This window comes from Leptospiraceae bacterium (assembly GCA_016708435.1).
Classification (GTDB): Bacteria; Spirochaetota; Leptospiria; order Leptospirales; family Leptospiraceae; genus UBA2033.
In genome coordinates, this window is record JADJFV010000001.1 from 765,341 (window position 1) to 785,673 (window position 20,333).

Here is a 20,333-nt window from a genome sequence, read left to right on the forward strand (position 1 = left end):
TTACTATGAAAAAAAAGAAGTATCTGAATGAAATCAAAAAAGAGAACTTTGCGCTTGCTCTTACTCTGATTGACCAAGAATTAACAGAAAATCCAGATGATCCGGAGCTTTTGTATAACTTTGCGATCTGTTGCTCTAGAACTGGGAACCATAAAAAATGTGTTTCGGTATTGAAAACATTAGTTGAAAAAGTCGGTAGATTTATTGAGCGAGACAATGTATTTCGCCTAATCATTTTCTCTCTGATTCAAATGCACGAATACAACGAAGCGCTTACAATGACAGATGACCGTTTACGGGTAAACATCGGAGACTTAAAGCTTCTCTCTTTTCGTGCGCACATAATGGAAAAATTAAATCGTATTGAGGAAGCCATTCAGATTCATAAGAATATTTTGAAATTAAGCCCGGGCTATATAAACAGCTTAAACTCCGCGGGCTATTTGATTGCGATGAAAAAAAATCCAACGCAAGAAGAAATAGCAGAAGCAACTGACTTTCTAAAAGAAGCAGTAAAACAAAATCCGGATAATGCCGCTTATCTCGATTCGTTTGGAGTGCTTCTTAATAAACGTGGACAAAAGCAAGCCGCCATTCGAGCGTTTAACAAGGCAATAGCCGCTAACCCCGCTCATAGTGGAGTCATCTTAGATCATTTGCAATCGTTGTTGTAGAGATATCTAAGAAGTTTGCCACAGAGGCACTGAGTCTCGGAGAGAATGGAAGGGATTTTTTGGCACGGAATAATGATTGTTATCCTAATTCAGGTTTGTTGGTGAATGGATAAAATTCTAAATTTATTTCCTAAAATACCGCAATTAATTTTGAATGTTTTTTAGTTTTGTTTGCTGAGTATAAATTTTCCTCTATCACGACAGGCATTCGATATATATTCTCCTTGGATTTTATTTTTGCTTAGGGAAAATCTGTATTCGTCAATCAAACAAAAAACCCAGCCGCGGTTGGGTTTGTTCTCTAGAAATTTCTCATCCTGAAGTATAATTGTATTTTCTTTTTTGTTGCCATTAACCGCTCGTTTGTTCCAGCCGCTTCTTGTGCTTGACCATTGTAGTATACCTGTGATTTCATTGTTTCGATTTAAACAAAAACTAAATTCTACTTGCACACTTGGATCATTCCCACTGGCAGTCCCTACCCAGAGTTCGCAATTTTCCTTTGCCTTCAATGCCTGCGGTCTTATGTCTGCGGATAAATAGGTGTAGCCTGTGGCTAGGATAAGTATAAAGACGAGATGAATTATTTTTATAATTAGTTGAATCATGTATTTAGAATTTCGTGAGAAATGATTTTAAACTTAATGGAATAAATGTTCAGTTGAAAATTTTCTTCTCCTAATTACGCAGTTAAGCCTATTTGAGACATATAATGATTTACCGCAATGAATTTAAACCTCCATCTTACTTTGTATAACCTTTCGATAAGAAGACGATATACCAAGTATGGGTTAGGTAGGACTTCCCCTATACTCTGCGTATAACTTCAAGTTGCCCCTCTAACCGCAAGGTAGAGTATAAGTGAAGCCCTTCTTAGGTGGTAGTGTGTGTATCGTCATCTTATAGGATGGTAAAGGAATCCCCTTAATCTTTAAAATAATATTTGGATGAGGCAGAAAAAAATTGCCCTGCTCTTTGGAGTTGATCTAACCGTAGTTACAAATCTTAGAATGGAAAAAGCGAATTTAAAAAAGCCATGAGTCTGGTAGTTTGTGGTAAGCTAATTAAATATATACTAATAATAAGATTAGTTTATCTGTAAAAGTATTGCATTTTCAGTCGCTGTATTTTTTGCTGGTAGAATAATATTTGTTCATCAAAGATATACAGGACAATTATTGCAATATTCGATTAAAGAATTTATTGAAAGCCTATTAAACTTTATCCAAATGAAAGAGGAATTATAGGCTGTCTGAGTTATCTGGAGGTAATAAGTGAAAAAAGAAACTAGTATTCAATTTTTTGAAGAGAAACAGGTTCGGTCTGTATGGAATGAAGACGAAGAAAAATGGTATTTTTCTATTGTAGATATTATTGCTGTATTATCCGGTAGTCCCAATCCTAATAATTATTGGAAAGTATTAAAACATAGACTGAATAAAGAAGGCAGTGAGTTGGTTACAAACTGTAACCAACTGAAAATGAAATCGTCAGATGGAAAGTTTTACAAAACCGACGTTGCTGACACGGAGCAAATATTTCGACTTATTCAATCTATCCCATCTCCAAAAGCAGAGCCCTTTAAAGTGTGGCTTGCGCAAGTAGGTAGAGAAAGAATTGATGAAATGGAAGATCCAGAAATTGGTATTGACCGATTAATGGAAACATATTTACGAAAAGGTTATTCTAAAGAATGGATTAACCAACGGCTCAAAAGTATTGAAGTAAGAAAAGAACTCACAGATGAATGGGAAAAAAGAGGAGTAGAAAAGAAAAAGGGCTATTCAATATTAACCGATGAAATTACTTCTGCCTGGAGTGGCTTTTCTACTAAAGCCTATAAAAACTACAAAGGTCTTAAAAAAGAAAATTTGCGGGATAACATGACTAACCTTGAGTTGGTTTTAAATATGTTAGCCGAGGCTACAACTACAGAAATATCAAAAGAAAAAAAGCCAAAGACATTCAACGAAAATCGTAAAGTCGCAAAACAAGGTGGAACCATCGCAGGTAATACTCGCAAAGAAATAGAGGCAAAGACCGGTAAGCCAGTAGTTTCAAAAAATACTGCAAAACAATTACGCCAAAATAAAAGGGATGAATTATCAAAGGATTAAGAGCGGCACAAATAAAAAAGATTCCGGTAGACTTTTAGATGGTAAAGAATACAATCAAAAAAATGCTAAATAAAAGATTAGTAAAATTGTAAAAGTATTGCATTTTCAGTAGTAGTGTTTTTTGGTGGTAGGTAGAATAATCTTTGAGATAAGATTAATAGGACAATAAATGCACTACTCGATTTTAAAAGGACCGCTTGGATCACATTTGAATTACATTACGCATATCGCTTTGGAGAATTATCAGGACTACTTTGAATATACGAATAGGCAGAAGGAACTTGGAAAAAAGCAAGAGAACCGCAAATACCAAGGATTTCGACTTTTTCTAAATGCTATAGAGTCTATGAATAATATTTCGGATTATTTTTATTATGAATTCAAGGAAGTGTGCAATTGGACTGATAAGGGAAATATTATTGGAAAGATTCGAAATAATCATCGTATTCTAAAAGATATTGCACATATTGCGAATGCTTATAAGCATTGCAGAACAAACAACAATTCAAATATTCATGCCTCCGATTTACAAAATTCTACTTTAGATACAAATGTGAACCTTACATCTATGGATATCAAAGTTAAACAAGGATTTACCTCTATTGAAGATGAAAAATTATTAGGAGAAGCATTCGCTTTTTGGGTGAAGTATTTGAATGATCCGCAACCGGATTTTTTGCTTCAAGATGTAGAATTGACGAAAAATATTAGTGGCAATGATAACTATGACATAGCGGATAATGTTGTAAATCTAGTAAGTCAGAGCATAGGAAATGTTATTAGAGAAAGCGAAAAGCAGGCTGAAATTCTAGCTAAGGATAAAGTTAAAAATGGAGTATAAAGCTAATCACTATATACCGCAAGTTTATATAAAAGGATTTTTAGATACAATAACACCAGAAGGACAAAATCCTTTTGTCTGGCGGTATGATTCAGAATCAAGAAGAGTAAGGAATAGGGCTCCAAAAAAAATTCTAGCGAAAAAAGATTTATACACTCAATATGACAAAGATTTGAACCCTATTAAGAACTTTGAAAAGTATTTTACTGAAAATGTAGACACTCCATTTTATAAATTTAAAAAGAAATACGAGAAAGCAATTCTTGATTTCGACCAAACTTTTTTATACACTCAGCTAAAAGGAATGGATAAGCTTTTTATTCCCCATTTTATTCGATGGCAGATGAAGCGAACGAAAGGTTTTATGCAAGAGATTGAAAAACGTTCTTTAGAAATATATGGACAGGAATGTCCAGCGTTATTAGAAATGGGATATCCAAAAACTAAAAATTTTCGGAATGATATAATTGATTCGCTGGTTACTACTGGTAATGAATATGAAGGAATCAATTTCTTAGAATCCTTAAATCAAAGAAATATTATCTTCTCGGTCATTGAAACAAAGGAGGCATCCTTCATATCTTCTGATAATCCTGTTCTTAGAACAAATCCCAACTTTAAAAATGGTCAGCCAGTAGATGACCCTGAAACAGAATTTACAATTCCTCTCACATCTAAAATCGCTGTTAGCCTGTATAAATATGACCATAACTTTACTTTCAGCACAATGCAAAACAGAATAGAAATTGAAAATATAAACCAATCCTTTGCTAAAAATGCATACAATACAATTTTTGGATCGAGTAAAGAATTGATTGAAAATTTAGTAAACTTTATTCCAATGAAAGAAGAATCATGAAACTAACAACACAAGAAATAATTAAAGAATTAAAAAAAGCCAATGGGGATAAGTATGATTATTCGAAAGGATTACGCGAATACAAATAAGCTATGAAAATTGAAATAAATTTTATCAAAGATATTGCAATTTCCTTTCGAGGAGAGCTTGAACGTTACGGTTATAAAAATATTCCAGATGACAATGATGGGATTGTTAATGCTTATTTTAAAGTATTGCATAGAATTATTTCGTTTGCTCCCAGAAGCATAGAAAAGTCGGATGCATTTCTATGTCCTCCTGAGTTAATACACGGTCTTGAGATTTTAGAATATAAAATTACCAAAGGAGAAAATATTAATTCGTATCAAAGTAAGAAATTAATGGACACACAAGAAAATGACCCATTATTGAATGATTGGGGAATTCACCATCTTCATTTAGGAGTTGAGAATAAAGCGAATGGTTTTATTGAAAGATCAGGTTCATTATTATATGCTTTTTTTACAGAGGATACTGCTTATTTCATAAATGTTTTAGGTCATGGCGAATGGACAAATAAAAGTCTTTTAGAAATATTAGATAGGAATTGGTCTGAATTAACAGTCCCTTGGGAAATGAATATAATTAACATTGAAGAATTTGATTCTGAATCAATGGGAAAAATGAGAAAGGTCGGAGGGACTTTTTTTACGAAAATAAATGGTAAAGTATTTGCTCCACCCGGTGGAGGATATACAACTGCGCGAACTAGCATGATAGCGGGAATTGATTCAGATCATTTTTTAATGAGATTGGAAGATTATGAAAAAGGAATTAAAGATAATTTAGGTGAACTAGAAAAAATAATAAAGCGTAATCTAAATGCAAAAATAAATAAACTTGATTTAAAGCCAGAAATTAAAAATGGTATACTGTTTGCCAAAGATAAAAATTATAATCTTAGTTTCGAACTTGGTGCAATTTAAGTTTATTCCAGAGAAACCATTCAAATGAAACTAACTACCAAAGACGTAATCAAAGAATTCAAAAAAGTTCACGGGAATAAGTATGATTATTCGAAGGTGAAATATGTAAATTCAAATACTTCTGTTAAGATTGTTTGTTCAGATCATGGAGAATTTTTACAAAGAGCCAGTCATCATAGGAATGGAGTTGGTTGTCCAAAATGTGCAGGTCGTGGACTTACTACAAAAGAATTAATTCTAGAATTTAAAAAAGTCCACGGGGATAAATACGATTATTCAAAAGTAAATTACATTAAAGGAACGACTCCGGTTACTATCATTTGTCCTGAACACGGTAAATTTTTACAAACTCCAAGTGAACATAAAAGTGGGAAAGGTTGTGCAAAATGCGGAGGAAGAGTAAAATTAACTACAGACGAAGTAATTAAAGATTTTAAAAAAGTTCATGGAAAGAAATATGATTATTCAAAAGTAGAATATAAGAATACGGATACAAAAGTAATTATAATCTGTAAAAAACATGGTGAGTTTGAACAATTACCTTATGCTCATAAGAAAGGTGCCGGCTGTCCTGTATGCAGTGGAAATATAAAGCATTCGTTGGAACAAGTAGTTCAAGATTTCAGAAAAGTTCATGGGGATAAATACGATTATTCAAAGGTTGTTTACAAAAATAACATGGAGAGCGTAATCATAATTTGTCCTGAACATGGAGAATTCTTACAGACTCCCGGAAATCATAAATCAGGACAAGGATGTTCCAAATGCATTGGTAAAATGTTATTAACTCAAGAAGAGGTCATAAGAGATTTCAAAGAAACACATGGGGATAGATTTGATTATTCTAAAGTAAATTATGTAAATGCAAAAACTTACGTAACAATTGTCTGTAAAGTTCATGGTGACTTTTTACAGTTACCGGATAGTCATAAAAGAGGGACAGGATGTCCTAAATGTCTAAATCAAGGATTAACACAAGATGATGTAATTAATGCGTTTAAAGCACGGCATGGAAATAGATATAATTATTCAAAAGTTCATTACTTAGATCATAATACCAAAGTAAAAATTATTTGTCCCGACCACGGAGAATTTCTTCAGACACCAACTAGTCATAAAGCTGGAACAGGTTGTCCAAGATGTGCAGGTCACGGAATCACTACTAAAGAATTAATTCAAGAGTTTAAAGCTTTGCATGGGGATAAATATGATTATTCCAACGTAGTGTATGTAACAGCGAAAGTGCCAGTTATTATTCGCTGTAAAATACACGGTGAATTCTTGCAAACACCAGACAAGCACAAATCAGGTTCCGGTTGTCCAACATGCACTCGTGGCTGGACAAAGCCCAAAATTCTAGAATTCCTCCACTCCATTGAAAACCAAGACTTATTGAATATGGATGCAGTTGAATTACAAATGATAATCAACCAGGGCAAGCTACCCGAGACATTCAGAGACTTGGTATTCGCAGATGGGGATAACAAGGAGAATACGCTAAAGGCACTCAAAGAAAAATTAGAAGCGGAAGTAGAAAGTGCAGAGTTTGAAGAGTTGGGGGCAAGAGGAACACAAGAAGAAGATTGGGATTTAGATGAAGTAGAAAGAGAAGATATTGAAATAAGCGATGGCGAAGAAAGGAATGAATCTGCGGAGACAGAAAAGAAAAGGAATAAGTTAATTTCGCTTTCGAATACGAATGAAGACTTACACGTATTAGACCATGATTTGGTTTCTTCCTGTGATGCGGAGGTGATTGAATTTTTAATTCAGTATAAACTGAGAAAGATTTGGAATCAGGTTTTGAATGAGGAATTTTCGGTGAAACAGTTTAAGGCGGAAACTGGTGGGGCTAATTTTACTTTGCTACAGAATTATTTCTTTGATGAATACAACGAAGTCTTAAAGTATAAGCCTCCTGTGGGTTATGCGTTTCCCTATGCTCCGAATCTCATGCAGAAGCTAACAGTCTTTAGGCTCTTAAAGCACCAGAGGTATGGGAATTGGTCGGGAACGGGTGCGGGGAAAACTCTTTCGTTTATTTTGAGTAGTCGAAGTGTGGATGCAAGGCTTACACTTCTCATTGGACTCAATTCTACCATTGAGCAATTGGGCAAAAATATTTTGCAAGCCTATCCTGATAGTAAGGTATTTACTCATTATAAACCCGGACAAAAATTCAATCCTAAGAATCGAAATTATCTCATTTTAAATTATGATAAATTCCAACAGGAATATTCGGAAGGACTCTTTCAAGATTTAACTGATAACAACCAAATCGACTTTATCGCCATTGATGAAATTCATAATGCTAAACAAAGAAAACCAGAAGAAGAAAGTAAACGTCGCGGAACTATCAAGCGGATAATCGGTAGAGCCTCTACAAATAAAAATCTCTATGTTCTTGGTATGAGTGCAACACCTGTAATCAATAATCTCACGGAAGCAAAATCTCTTTTGGAAATGGTCACCGGCAAAGACTACAGAGACTTTAGCACGATGAAAACACTTGCCAACGCACTCGAAGCATTTAAACATCTGAGTCTAAATGGACTCCGCTATATTCCCAAGTATGAAATTCAAATCAAAGAACTTACAGGGGAAAATACTCCTAAACTTAAATTGGATGGAAGGGAACTACTAGAAGAATTACTTTCTATATCCAATGCCAATTATTCTAAAGCAGAACAAATTTTACTTTCCAAGAAATTAGAGGCAATTCGCAATTATCTCCGTTCGGGAGTAATTTTATATACTCATTATACAACTGGAATGATTGAGCCGATTGTTGCGTTTGTGAAATCCTGCGGGTTTAAGTTTGGAACATATACAGGTGAAGAGCCTTTAGATGAAAGAGAAGCGGCTAAGCAGAAATTCCTCTCGGGAAAAATAGACATTCTCATTGGCTCCCGTCCGATTGGAACAGGAGTTGATGGACTTCAGGAAAAATGCAATCGTATGATAATCCTTTCTCTCCCCTGGACTGATTCAGAATACACACAGTTAAAAGGAAGAATCTATAGACAGGGCTCCAAGTTCGGCGAAGTAGAAATTCTAATTCCACAAGTTTACATTCAATTAGAAGACAAAGAATGGTCTTGGGATAGACAACGAATCAATTTAATTCGAAATAAAAAGACACTCGCCGATGCTGCCATTGATGGAGTCGTTCCTTCTAAGAAAATTCCTTCTCTAGATACTCTCTTTAAAAAATCTCAAGAGGCACTGCGCGAATGGAAAGAGCGAATCGGGCAGGGGAAACTCTTTATTATCCAGAGAAAGGATTTAGTATTTCCCCTTCGACCGGAAATAGTAGAACAACTTTCTAGAACGTTAGGTGATTTCTCTACACTCAATCGAGTCTGGAGCACTTCTAATTCTAAAACAACTCATAAAAAGCTTACTGAAAATCCAGAAGATTGGTATTACTACCACACTCTCTATCGGGAGCGTCGTAAAGAGTGGAGTGAAATTCCTTACAAAGAAATTGGCAAAATGATTACTCGTAAAGAAATGATTGTAGCCGATCTTGGTTGTGGCGAAGATTTACTTCGTAAAGAAATTCCAAAGAATAAAGTTCTCTCCTTTGACCATGTCGCCATTAACAAAAACGTAATCGCTTGCGACATCTCCCATTTGCCGCTAGAAAATGAATCTGTAGATATAACTGTATTTTCTCTTTCGCTAATGGGTGCGAATTACAAAGAGTATCTACAAGAAGCCTATCGAGTCTTAAAGGCAATGGGTGTTCTACTCATCGCCGAGCCGATTAGTAAATGGGCAGGTCGAGAAGAGGAGCTAACAGCCATTTTGTCCGAAGTAGGATTTGAAAAGCCAACACTTAAAAAGACAAAGCAGTTCGTTTATCTGAGTGGGATTAAGTTTAGGATTTAGGGAATACAAGCGACTAGGCACTCGAAACAGAGGATAATCCAAAGACTTCAAGTTTTACAGAAATCATCTCAAAAATTTAAAATTGAGAATGAAATCCTTGATACAAAACTTTTGCCGCATTACTCATTTTCTGAATCAATTGCTGATACTTCTCATTGTCAGGTATAAGCCCACTAGCTTCAAAATGAATTTCATTGTGAGAAATTTGAAAATCATTAAATGACATTAATTCATTAATAGCATTTTGGATAGTTCTATTTAAAAGATATTCTTTGATTAGAGAGGGATTGTTTCCTTTTATGATGAAACTCTTATCGAATTTTTCATCCCCAATGGTAATGTCTTCCATTTGAAAAACTTTGATTGCAAAACCCATTAGTAATCCTTGTTTTTCAATATTCAATACAAAAGAAAGAGGCTCTTGCGGATTCAATTTGATAATCGTATACGTTTGACTATTTTTTCCAGACCCCCGAGTCTCCTTGTAAATGTTTATTGAAAAACCATCTAAATCTCCCACAATTTTCCATGGAACAAATGATGATATAAAATTTACCAATTTACTTTTAAGTTGGGGAAGGAAATTAAAATCCGATATTTTTTTTAACACGGGTGATTCTGATTCTACGAACTGCAAATTCAGTGCATTAGCTAGACTTTGCATCCTTACTTTTTCCTTTCCAAGATATAAATTAGAATAAAAAATACCAAATGCAAAAACGCTAAAAATGGGTAAAATGAATACAATAAAAATAAAAATATATGTAATAATTTTTATAATAATAGATATAATCATGATCATCGGTTTTAAAGTTTCCTTTGTAATAAAGATGAGATCTCTTTTTGAGAGGATGCAACATCACTTTCCACCTGTTTTATATTGTAAATGAATTTATTTTTCAATCACTTCTCTTTGTTCTTTCCAGCTCTACACTGTCACATATCCATATTTTTTCGGTATAAATTATATAATCAGTAAAATGGAAAAAATCTAGGCTTAGAATGGACACGTTTGATGTTATTGAAAAAACAACTGAGTTGATTCCGAACACAGTCGAAGTGTTACATTGGTGTTTGTTGCTAAAGAAGCTTTTTTCCCACTTGACACCATTCCTCATTCCACATTACTAATTCCTAATTAGAATGAATGCACTTGATCTTAGTAAAGTCTCTCTTTTAAAGTTTAACGCGTATTATGCGCTAGCGATGGGAGTATATCTGTTAATCTCTTCAACGTTAGAAGAAAGATTTTTTCCGAATCCTGAGTTAGCGTTTACAAATGGATTGTTCATTGGATTGATTGTTCAGTTTAGTATTTTGAATTTGAGAATAGTTCTAATGCAAAAACAATTAAAACGCTCAGGAGAAATTCAAATCAGCTTTGCATTCTTGTCTATTTTAATCAATATCATAGTTTTAATCGTTCTTATTTCCATCAAAAATAATTTTAGCTTGGTTTTTGGTTTTTTTATTGCACATAATCTTAATATTTTAAACATAGCCTTTATTACGACTCGTTCAGTTAAGAAAAATGATTAAAAAAATCTTAGTTATCCTGTTTTCCCTTTGTCTGAGCTTCTCCGTTTTCGCTAATGAGAACGGTCACGAATCAGAAGCCTTTGATCTTCCCGGTATTATTGACCATCACCTTTATGACCATGCAGAATTTCCATTGAATTTCGGCGGCGTAAAAGTCTATGAAGGGGAAGCTAATTTCGACAAAACCAACCCAGCTATTTTTGAAGAGCATTTAGAAGGCAATCTCACTAAGAAGTATCACTTTGTGGGTGGATTTGATATGCACATTACTCGTCGTGTTACCATGATGTGGATTGTGACTTTCTTTTTATTAATCACTTTTATCCCTGCTGCTCGCATGATTGCAAAGAATCCTCTTCGAAGGTTCATTCTCGTTTTACCGGTGCTGTCGAGACCGTATTAGAGTATCTTCGTAAAGAAGTGATTGATCCAAATATGCACGGTCATGGACATCCCTATTATCATTATCTTTTTTCTTTATTCTTCTTCATCTTATTTTGTAACCTTTTTGGATTAATTCCTTCCGTTGGAGAAATTCTTGCGATGGTAACAGGACAAGATCCTCATCACTCTGTTTTAACAAAGATTTGGAGTGGTATTACTGTAACAGGTGACGTTTCTGTAACGGTAACATTGGCAGGCGCTACTCTATTTTTGATTTACGGAACTGGCTTTGCTTATCAAGGGATTCGTTTCATTCCTAACTCTGTTCCAAATGGTGTGCCTTGGCCACTTTGGCCTTTATTATGGCCTCTCGAATTTATCATTTCTCCTATCGCAAAAGCGTTTGCGCTCACAGTGCGTCTTTTAGCAAATATGACAGCGGGTCACGTTGTGATCTTGGCATTGTTAGGATTTATATTTGAATTTAGATCTTATGCGATAGTTCCTATTTCGATTGGTGGAGCAACAGCGATTTATCTCCTAGAGATATTCGTTGCCTTTGTTCAGGCGTTTATTTTTACACTATTGACTTCCCTTTTTGTTGGTTCGTCAATGCATAGGCATTAAAAGTTTTAATTTTAATTTAAAGTTGATTTAAGAGGAGATTTTATATGGATTTTGGTTTAGGATATATTGGTGTTGGAATTGGAGCTGGACTCGCTATTTTAGGAGCTGGTTTAGGTATTGGTCGTATCGGCGGTCAAGCTGTTGAAGGTATGAGTCGTCAACCAGAAGCTGCAGGTAAGATTCAAACTGCAATGCTTATTTCTGCTGCATTTATTGAAGGTGCTGCGTTATTTGCTTTGGTTATCGCATTCCAAGCTGGCGGTGTTTTAAACAAAGAATTGCCAAATTCATTAAAGGCACACACAGCAGTAGAACAACCAGCTGCGCAACCTAAATAAGTAAGAGGCAATCATTTTGATTTATCTAGCGGCAGGCGGATTACTTGATGCTAATCCAGGTCTTTTAGTTTGGACCATAATTACATTTTTAGTCGTAGTTTTTATTCTCAGAGCTTTCGCATGGAATCCTATTCTACATGCTCTCGATGAGAGAGCGGAAAAGATCCATGGCGACATTGAGAAAGCGGATAAAATTCGCAAAGAGGCAGAGGAGCTTTTAGCAACCTACAATGCTAAGCTAACTGCTGCAAGAGATGAAGCACTTGCTATTGTAAGCGAAGCAAACTCTGATGCAGTCAAACTCAAAGCCAAAACTGTGCATGAAACCCAAGATGAGATAAAAGCTATTAAAGAGCAGTCTCTTAAAGATATTGAACTTGCAAAGCTGAAAGCTGTTCAAGAGTTGCAGGCTCAAGTTGTTGATCTTTCAGTTATGATTGCTAGTCAGATTTTACAGAAGAAAGTTAGATCTGAGGATCATGCTGAATTTGTGAAAGAAGAAATTGCTAAACTGAAGAGTATGAAAGCATAACTATGGATAATATTCACGTTGGTAAAGTCTATGCGGAAGCTCTGCTGGAGATAGCAGCAGAGAAAAAGAATTTTGCTATCATTGAAGAAGAATTGCAGGCGGCTGTAAAAGCTCTCTGTGATGACAATCAGGTTTGGGAGTTCTTTTTATCTCCCAAAATTTCTAAAGATCAAAAGATAAAAGTAATGGAGAGTTCACTGAAGTCTACCTTTTCTGAAACTGTGAACTCCCTTTTATTTTTGCTCTTAAAGAAAGACCGGATTTTCTTTATCAAAGAAATAGCATTGCAATACAGAATAGGAAATGACAAGCTCAATGGTCGGATTCGTGCATACGTTGAATCTGCTACCAAGCTTACTGATTCACAAGTGGGTGATATCCAGTCAACACTCGCAGAGCGATACAAAGGTGAATGTATCATCGAAAATATTATAAAGCCGGATCTTATCGGCGGACTGGTGATTCGTTTTAACGATAACCTTATAGATGGCTCAATGAGAAGCCAACTACTTACTATTAAGAAAAATTTACTCCAGAGCAAATTAGGTGGGGCATACTATGAAAATTAAAACTGAGGAAATAACTTCCTTAATTAAAAAAGAAATACAAAGCTATAAACAAGACTTAGCCATTGACGAAGTCGGAACCGTAATTGAAATCGGGGACGGTATCGCTAGAGTATTTGGCTTAAAGAATGTTATGGCAGGGGAGCTCCTTGAATTTCAAAATGGGATTCGTGGGCAAGCCTTCAACTTGGAAGAAAACTCCGTTGGGGTGGTTATTCTCGGTGAATACAAGCACATAGAAGAAGGATTCACAGTAAAAAGAACCGGAACTATTTTCTCTGTTCCTGTTGGTGAAGCAATGCTTGGTCGTGTAGTTAATCCTCTCGGCGAGCCAATTGATGGAAAGGGACCAATTCAAACTGACAAAGTTAGACCGGTAGAAGTATTAGCTCCTGGTATTTCTAAGCGTTATCCTGTAAATGAACCTCTTCAAACGGGCGTTAAAGCCATTGACTCCATGATTCCTGTCGGTCGCGGACAACGTGAGTTAATCATTGGTGACCGTGGAACTGGAAAAACAACCATTGCTATTGATACTATTATTAATCAAAAAGGTTCTGGCGTTATATGCGTGTATGTAGCTATTGGACAAAAAGCTTCTACTGTCGCTGGTGTTGTTCAAAAGTTGCAAGACAAAGGTGCTATGGCTTACACAATCGTTGTGAACGCAAGTGCTTCTGATCCTGCTCCTTTGCAATTCATTGCTCCTTATGCTGGTTGCACAATGGCTGAATACTTTATGTATGACCAAGGCAAAGCTTGTCTCATCGTATATGATGATTTAACCAAGCAAGCGGTTGCTTATCGTCAAATGAGCTTACTTCTTCGTCGTCCTCCGGGTCGTGAAGCGTATCCTGGAGACGTATTCTACTTACATTCTCGTTTATTAGAAAGAGCTGCTAAGCTCGATCAAAAATACGGCGGTGGTTCTTTAACTGCGCTTCCAATCATTGAAACGCAAGAAGGGGAAGTATCTGCTTACATTCCGACTAACGTGATTTCTATCACAGACGGACAGATTTATTTACAATCGAATTTATTTGCTTCTGGTATTCGTCCTGCTGTGGATGTCGGTATTTCTGTATCTCGCGTGGGTGGTGCTGCTCAAATTAAAGCTATGAAAAAAGTAGCTGGAACATTGAAGTTAGACTTAGCACAATTTAGAGAATTGGAAGCGTTTGCTTCTTTAGGAACTGAATTGGATGCAGCTACCCAAGCTCAGTTGGATAGAGGAAATAGAATCGTGGAAGTATTAAAACAACCGCAATCTAATCCTTATCCCGTAGAAGATCAAGTATTGGTAATCTTTGCTGTTACTCGCGGTTTGATGGATACAATTCCAGTAAACAAAGTTCGCGCTTTCGAAACTTATTTATTAGAGCATGTAAAATCTCATCATCCAGAGCTTCTAAATGAAATTCGTGATGAGAAAAACATCAAAGATGAAAACATTGTGTCAGAGCGTGTCAAAGAAGTTGTTGCAGACTTTTTAAGAAAGTAAGGGTTCAAACAAATTGGCTTCACCTAGAGAAATTAAAAAGAGAATCGTTTCGGTAACGAACACAAAGAAGATTACTCGCACTATGGAAATGGTAGCTACTGCTAAGTCCAAAAAGATGAGTAATCGAGTTAACGCTTCCAAGCCTTTTTCTGATAAGATAAAAGAGCTAGTTGGTTCTTTGTCTTCGCTTGCAAGTAAGGTAGAAAGCCCCTTTTTGCGAAGAGAAGAAAGTCCTAAGAAAATTGCCGTATTAGTAATCACGGCAAACAGAGGATTATGTGGTGGATATAATAGTAATATCCTTAGAATGACTCGTAGCTTTTTAGGCGAATTGAAATCTAGGGAATTCGTTATGATTTATATGTCATTGGTAAGAAAGGAATTTCCTTCTTTAAATTTGCGAAAGAGCCCGTTGCTCAGTCTTTTATTAATATTGATGACAACTCAGGCTACAAAGAGGCAGAGTTCTTTGCTAACTTATTTATGGATGAGTTTTCTTCCAAGAAAATCGATGGATTAGAAGTTATTTCAACTGTTTACCATTCTTCTGCTGATCAAAGAGCCGAAATTACAAGAGTTCTTCCAATTGAGCCTCCTTCAGGCACAAAGGATGTAAATGATTCTGTAATTTATGAGCCAAGTCCAGAAGTTATTTTGAATTCGCTTTTGCCACTAGTTATTAAAACAGCAATGTATAAAATGATTCTTGAAGCAGTTTGCTCCGAGCAGATAGCTAGAAGAATTGCAATGAAGTCCGCTACAGATGCGGCAACAGATATGATTAAAATATTAGTTCGTGGATACAACCGTGTTAGACAATCTAAGATTACGCAAGAGATTTCAGAGATTGTTGCCGGAGCGGATTCACTGAAATAGAGTTATAGTTTAAGGGAGTATAGTATAAATGAGCAACGTAGGAAAAATCAAGCAAATCATCGGATCGGTTCTCGACATTACTTTTGAGAATGGACAATTACCTGAAATCTTCAATGCCTTAGAAATTGATTTAGTTAAAAATGGGGTCAAAGAAAAAGTTGTCGCTGAAGTTCAACAGCATTTAGGGGACAATACTGTAAGAGCCATTGCTCTGTCTTCTACGGACGGGATGGTTCGAGGGCTTGCAGTAACAGATACAGGAGCTTCTATTAGCGTTCCAGTTGGAGAAGTTACTCTTGGTAGAATCTTTAACGTATTGGGTGAAACCATAGACGAAGGTGCTGCTATACAAGTAAAAGAAAGACGTTCCATTCATATGCCTTCTCCTAGATATGAAGACCTTAAACCAAAGACTGAAGTCTTTGAAACAGGAATCAAAGTTATCGATCTACTTGCTCCTTATATCAAAGGTGGTAAAACCGGATTATTCGGTGGTGCCGGAGTTGGTAAGACAGTATTAATTCAAGAATTAATCAATAATATCGCAAAGCAACATGGTGGATATTCTGTATTTGCCGGTGTGGGCGAAAGAACAAGAGAAGGAAATGACCTTTGGCGAGAAATGAAAGAATCAGGCGTTATTGATAAAACTGTTCTCGTTTATGGACAGATGAATGAGCCTCCTGGAGCACGTTTAAGGGTTGCTCTTTCTGCATTAACAATGGCAGAGCATTTTCGTGATTCTATGAATGCTGATATTCTTTTATTCGTAGATAACATCTTCCGATTCTCACAAGCTGGATCGGAAGTATCTGCTCTTCTTGGTCGTATGCCTTCTGCTGTGGGATACCAACCTACTCTTTCTACTGAAATGGGTGGTCTACAAGAGCGTATTACTTCTACTCAAAATGGTTCGATTACATCAGTTCAAGCGATTTACGTTCCTGCGGATGATTTAACCGACCCTGCTCCTGCTACTGCATTTACTCACTTGGATGCTACAACCGTTCTTTCTCGTAATATTGCTTCTAAAGGTATTTACCCTGCTGTGGATCCATTGGATTCTACATCTCGCGTTCTAAATGCTGAGGTATTAGGCGAAGAGCATTACACTGTTGCCCGTGAAGTGCAACGTATTTTACAAAGATATAAGGACTTACAAGATATCATTGCGATTTTAGGTATGGATGAGTTGTCAGAAGATGATAAGATTCTAGTAGGTCGCGCACGAAAGATTGAAAAGTTTCTTTCTCAACCATTCTTCGTTGCCGAAGTATTCACTGGTTCACCTGGAAAATATGTAAAACTAGCTGATACAGTTAGATCCTTTAAAGATTTGATTAGTGGTAAATATGATGACCTTCCAGAGCAAGCTTTTTACATGGTTGGATCAATTGATGAAGTTGTAGAAAAGGCTAAGAAGCTAAAGGCATAAGACATGTCTGAAAGTAAATTAACAGTTACAGTAATTTCGCCAGAGAAGCAAATCTTCTCTGGACCGGCTGAGTATGTGAATATTCCAGGAACAATGGGCTATTTTGGTATCTTAGTAAACCACTCTCCTATTGTTTCTGAGTTAGAAGTTGGAATTTTAGAAATTAAACATGATGGAAAAGTTCTAAAGATTGTAGTAGATGGTGGGTTTGCAGAAGTCAAATCAAACCAGATTAAAATATTAACGAACGGTGGCGATGTAAAAGAGAATATAGATTTTCATCGTGCTTCAGCAGATTTAGATAAGGCAATTGCTTCTAGTTCTAAAACAAGAGAATTGGACATAAAAAAAGCAAGAGCGCGAGTATTAATTCATAAAACTTAATCCATAGAATCACTTTACTAGCCGAAAATGTAATTTAGGAATAGGTGAATTTTTATTAAAAATAAGCTGCCAATCCTATTATTTGCCTTGATTCTAATCCTTGTAGGAATATACTTGAGGCAAAATAGAAATTGGTTGAAAGGAATTTATGCTCCATCAAAAATTCACGTCAAAATTACAGGTAAGGTTAGAAATCCCGGAATCTATGAAATGGTGCCCGGAGACCAAGTGAAACATCTGGTTGAAAAAGCAGGCGGCCTAGCTAGTAATGTTGACAGTTCCAATACAATTTTAGATACTGAAGTGCTAGATGGTCAGGTTATCAGCATCGAATAAGGAATAGGAAATGGCGGAAGAGAGTAAACAATCTGGATTAGCAAGCGACCAAACAAAGTCTGGTAATGCTTCCCTTGACGACAGCTTTTCTGATTTAGAAGAATCCCTTGATTTTGATATTTATGTAGAAGATATTCCTCTCATCGCTGAGGCTAATGGCGATATGCTTGATGATGTGGCTAATAGTGCTTCACCTATTGTCGCCCATTTTACCGATCCTAGTTCCAGTTCTTCTGATCCGATTCCTTTAAATTTAAGCTCCTTTCGAAGTAAGGATAATGATGATTATTCTGATATAGGCTCTAAGCCTTTCTCCGAAGATGATTTAGATGATATTTTATTAAAGGATAATTCTTCTAGTCAATTTGATGAAGATGAGCAAATTGGATTATCCTCTTCCGAGTTAGATCATATAATATCGGATAATGATGATTTTGCTACAGACTATGAAGATTCTTTAGAAAGTAATTATCAACCAGGAGGTGGTAAGTCTAGATTTGCCCCTACTGATGATTCATTTGAGGAAAATGATTTAACAGATACCTATGATACTGATTTAGGTGATGATGACAATATTACGCTTGGCTCAGATGAATTAGACCATATTTTAAATCCCGATGAAGAAGAAAACGGGGATGAAGAATTTGAATCCAAATCTTTCTTTGATGCTGATGCTGCAGAAGAAAATGAAGAAGATGGTCCTATAGCTCTATCCGATGAAGAATTAAATAATATTACAAGTCTAGATGATTCCAGTGTAGATGATTTTGAAACAGAGCATTTTATTTCTGAGCCTCCCCCTGATCTTTTTGAACATTCTGGTTCTAATGAAGAAGAGATTGCTTTATCGGGAGATGAATTAAATAATTTATTAGAAAGTGGAAATACTGACGAGGAAGAATTTGAAACCGGAGAAGCTAAGTCTTTCTTCGATTCGGAAGAAGACGATGAAGAAATTGCACTATCTCCGGATGAATTAAGTAATATTACAGATTCCGAATATGCTGTAGAAGATGGAATAGAAACTGCCGATTTAAGTTCTGGTATTGAATCCAATGAGTATGGTGTTTCTACTGAAAGCGTTTTTGATGAGGATGTTGCCGAAGACGATGATATATCTCTCTCGGGTGATGAATTAAATAATATCTTAGAAACTGGCGAGATTGAAGTAGAAAACGAAGAAGAAGTGGAAGAAGAATTCGATTTAGAGAATGCGAAATCTTTCTTTGACTCAGATGAAGAAGAACAAGATGATGAATCAATTTCCCTTTCACCGGACGAACTAGGCAATATTACTGCCGAAGAAGACTTTGAATTAGATTCCAGTTCATCTGAAAACTTTTCTAGTGATGAGGCTAATTTCGATTTAACGGAAGAGACAGAAGATTTGGAAATCGAATCCAAATCAGATTTGTTTGATGAAAACGCTACAGAAGATGAAGAAATTGCTCTCTCTGGAGATGAACTTAATAACCTAATTGAAAGCGGTGAGATTGAAACAGAAGAGGAACAAGAAAATGAAGTTGTTGAAGCCGATGATTCTTCTGCACATTCCTTTTTTGAAGATGCCTCAGAGGAAGATGAATCCATTGCTTTATCTCCGGATGAACTTGGAAATATTACGGCAGAAGAAGACTTTGAAATTCAAGAGATTGATGGAGTTAACGAATTAGAGCAAGAGGATAATTTCGATTTATCTGAATCAACGCAAGACTTGGAAATGGAGCCTACTCCAAACTTATTCGAAGAAGAGACTGTCGAAGATGAAGAGATTGCTCTCTCTGGTGACGAATTAAATAATTTATTAGAAAGCGGTGACATCACGACAGAAGAAGATGACTCTCTCGGAAGTTCTTTCTTTGAAAATTCAAATGAAGAAGATGAATCTATTGCTCTATCTCCGGATGAACTTGGAAATATTACAGCTGAAGAAGACTTTGAAGTTGAAAATATAGAGCCGTCTATTGCGAGTGATGAGGGTAATTTTGATTTGTCTGAAGCAACTGATGAGTTCGAGATGGAATCACCGCAAAACCTATTCGAAGAAGAGACTGTCGAAGATGAAGAAATTGCACTTTCTGGTGATGAGTTAAACAATTTACTTGAAAGCGGTGAAATTGAAACAGAAGATGCTCCTTCCAATGATAATCAAGTCGAAGAAGTAGCGGCTAATACTGATTATAGTAATCCAATCGACTCCGGAATGGTTATTGGAGATGATGATTTTATAATAGACGATAATTCATCTCTATCAGATTTAGGAGACTTCAATATTGATGATACTCCAGATATTGAACAACATGATTATTCTGATGAGATTGAGTCCTTTCAATTTGGTGCTGTCAAGAAAGAAGAATTAAAGAAAGTCATTTCTTATATGGATGAATTGTTAGGAAGTTTGCCTGATTCCTATATTAAAGAATTTGCAAGTTCTGAATACTTCGAGTTATACAAGAAGATTATGAACGAGTTGGAACTGTAAG

The 20,333-nt window shown here is 35.9% G+C and carries 17 protein-coding genes and 2 pseudogenes; 17 read left to right on the forward strand and 2 right to left on the reverse strand.

The genetic code is table 11. The annotated features are described in order from the left end of the window. Nucleotides 1–5: 5 nt before the first annotated feature. Nucleotides 6–674, forward strand: a complete 669-nt coding sequence (locus IPH52_03715; protein MBK7054150.1) for a tetratricopeptide repeat protein — start codon at nucleotides 6–8, stop codon at nucleotides 672–674. Nucleotides 675–835: 161 nt separating this feature from the next. Here IPH52_03715 and IPH52_03720 read toward each other — a convergent pair whose 3' ends face one another. After that, nucleotides 836–1,282, reverse strand: a complete 447-nt coding sequence (locus IPH52_03720; protein MBK7054151.1) for a hypothetical protein — start codon at nucleotides 1,280–1,282, stop codon at nucleotides 836–838. 666 nt (nucleotides 1,283–1,948) lie between these two features. On the opposite strand from IPH52_03720, the gene IPH52_03725 reads away from it, so the two are divergent. The 5 genes from IPH52_03725 to IPH52_03745 all read left to right on the forward strand — a co-directional run bounded on the left by IPH52_03725 (nucleotide 1,949) and on the right by IPH52_03745 (nucleotide 9,332). Further along, on the forward strand, nucleotides 1,949–2,791 hold the full coding sequence (locus IPH52_03725) for a Bro-N domain-containing protein (protein MBK7054152.1): 843 nt from the start codon (nucleotides 1,949–1,951) through the stop codon (nucleotides 2,789–2,791). Between the two features lie 169 nt (nucleotides 2,792–2,960). Further along, complete coding sequence (locus IPH52_03730; GenBank protein MBK7054153.1) at nucleotides 2,961–3,632, forward strand: hypothetical protein; 672 nt, start codon at nucleotides 2,961–2,963, stop codon at nucleotides 3,630–3,632. Beyond that, nucleotides 3,622–4,491: a DUF4238 domain-containing protein gene (locus IPH52_03735; protein MBK7054154.1), complete on the forward strand. Its 870-nt coding sequence runs from the start codon at nucleotides 3,622–3,624 to the stop codon at nucleotides 4,489–4,491. Before IPH52_03730 ends, IPH52_03735 begins: the two co-directional genes overlap by 11 nt. Nucleotides 4,492–4,583: 92 nt before the next feature. Continuing rightward, nucleotides 4,584–5,438 carry a hypothetical protein gene (locus IPH52_03740; protein ID MBK7054155.1) on the forward strand — a complete coding sequence of 285 codons (855 nt, stop codon included), beginning with the start codon at nucleotides 4,584–4,586 and terminating at the stop codon, nucleotides 5,436–5,438. Between the two features lie 24 nt (nucleotides 5,439–5,462). Then, complete coding sequence (locus tag IPH52_03745) at nucleotides 5,463–9,332, forward strand: DEAD/DEAH box helicase family protein (GenBank protein MBK7054156.1); 3,870 nt, start codon at nucleotides 5,463–5,465, stop codon at nucleotides 9,330–9,332. Between the two features lie 76 nt (nucleotides 9,333–9,408). Here IPH52_03745 and IPH52_03750 read toward each other — a convergent pair whose 3' ends face one another. Continuing rightward, the gene (locus IPH52_03750; GenBank protein ID MBK7054157.1) at nucleotides 9,409–9,942 is read right to left on the reverse strand and encodes a hypothetical protein; all 534 of its coding nucleotides are present in this window, start codon (nucleotides 9,940–9,942) and stop codon (nucleotides 9,409–9,411) included. Between the two features lie 533 nt (nucleotides 9,943–10,475). Between IPH52_03750 and IPH52_03755 the strand changes: the two genes are divergently transcribed. The 11 genes and pseudogenes from IPH52_03755 to IPH52_03805 all read left to right on the forward strand — a co-directional run bounded on the left by IPH52_03755 (nucleotide 10,476) and on the right by IPH52_03805 (nucleotide 20,332). Next, nucleotides 10,476–10,871 carry a hypothetical protein gene (locus IPH52_03755; GenBank protein MBK7054158.1) on the forward strand — a complete coding sequence of 132 codons (396 nt, stop codon included), beginning with the start codon at nucleotides 10,476–10,478 and terminating at the stop codon, nucleotides 10,869–10,871. Beyond that, nucleotides 10,864–11,882, forward strand: a pseudogene (atpB, locus tag IPH52_03760) (F0F1 ATP synthase subunit A). The gene IPH52_03755 and the pseudogene atpB overlap by 8 nt, the downstream one beginning before the upstream one ends. A gap of 44 nt (nucleotides 11,883–11,926) precedes the next feature. Further along, entirely contained in the window at nucleotides 11,927–12,220 is a 294-nt protein-coding gene (gene atpE, locus IPH52_03765) for an ATP synthase F0 subunit C (GenBank protein ID MBK7054159.1), read from the forward strand. 16 nt (nucleotides 12,221–12,236) lie between these two features. Continuing rightward, entirely contained in the window at nucleotides 12,237–12,752 is a 516-nt protein-coding gene (locus IPH52_03770; protein ID MBK7054160.1) for a F0F1 ATP synthase subunit B, read from the forward strand. A 2-nt stretch (nucleotides 12,753–12,754) separates the two neighbouring features. Further along, the gene (atpH, locus tag IPH52_03775) at nucleotides 12,755–13,321 is read left to right on the forward strand and encodes an ATP synthase F1 subunit delta (GenBank protein MBK7054161.1); all 567 of its coding nucleotides are present in this window, start codon (nucleotides 12,755–12,757) and stop codon (nucleotides 13,319–13,321) included. After that, the gene (locus tag IPH52_03780) at nucleotides 13,311–14,819 is read left to right on the forward strand and encodes a F0F1 ATP synthase subunit alpha (GenBank protein MBK7054162.1); all 1,509 of its coding nucleotides are present in this window, start codon (nucleotides 13,311–13,313) and stop codon (nucleotides 14,817–14,819) included. The genes atpH and IPH52_03780 overlap by 11 nt, the downstream gene beginning before the upstream one ends. A 13-nt stretch (nucleotides 14,820–14,832) precedes the next feature. Further along, nucleotides 14,833–15,695 (forward strand): annotated as a pseudogene (atpG, locus tag IPH52_03785) (ATP synthase F1 subunit gamma). 28 nt (nucleotides 15,696–15,723) lie between these two features. Continuing rightward, nucleotides 15,724–17,130, forward strand: a complete 1,407-nt coding sequence (gene atpD, locus IPH52_03790; protein ID MBK7054163.1) for a F0F1 ATP synthase subunit beta — start codon at nucleotides 15,724–15,726, stop codon at nucleotides 17,128–17,130. A 3-nt stretch (nucleotides 17,131–17,133) separates the two neighbouring features. Then, nucleotides 17,134–17,514 (forward strand): ATP synthase F1 subunit epsilon, encoded by a 381-nt coding sequence (atpC, locus tag IPH52_03795; protein ID MBK7054164.1) that lies wholly within the window; start codon nucleotides 17,134–17,136, stop codon nucleotides 17,512–17,514. Nucleotides 17,515–17,649: 135 nt separating this feature from the next. Further along, nucleotides 17,650–17,850 carry an SLBB domain-containing protein gene (locus tag IPH52_03800; protein ID MBK7054165.1) on the forward strand — a complete coding sequence of 67 codons (201 nt, stop codon included), beginning with the start codon at nucleotides 17,650–17,652 and terminating at the stop codon, nucleotides 17,848–17,850. Nucleotides 17,851–17,860: 10 nt separating this feature from the next. Further along, on the forward strand, nucleotides 17,861–20,332 hold the full coding sequence (locus IPH52_03805; GenBank protein ID MBK7054166.1) for a hypothetical protein: 2,472 nt from the start codon (nucleotides 17,861–17,863) through the stop codon (nucleotides 20,330–20,332). The last annotated feature ends 1 nt before the right edge of the window (nucleotide 20,333 follow it).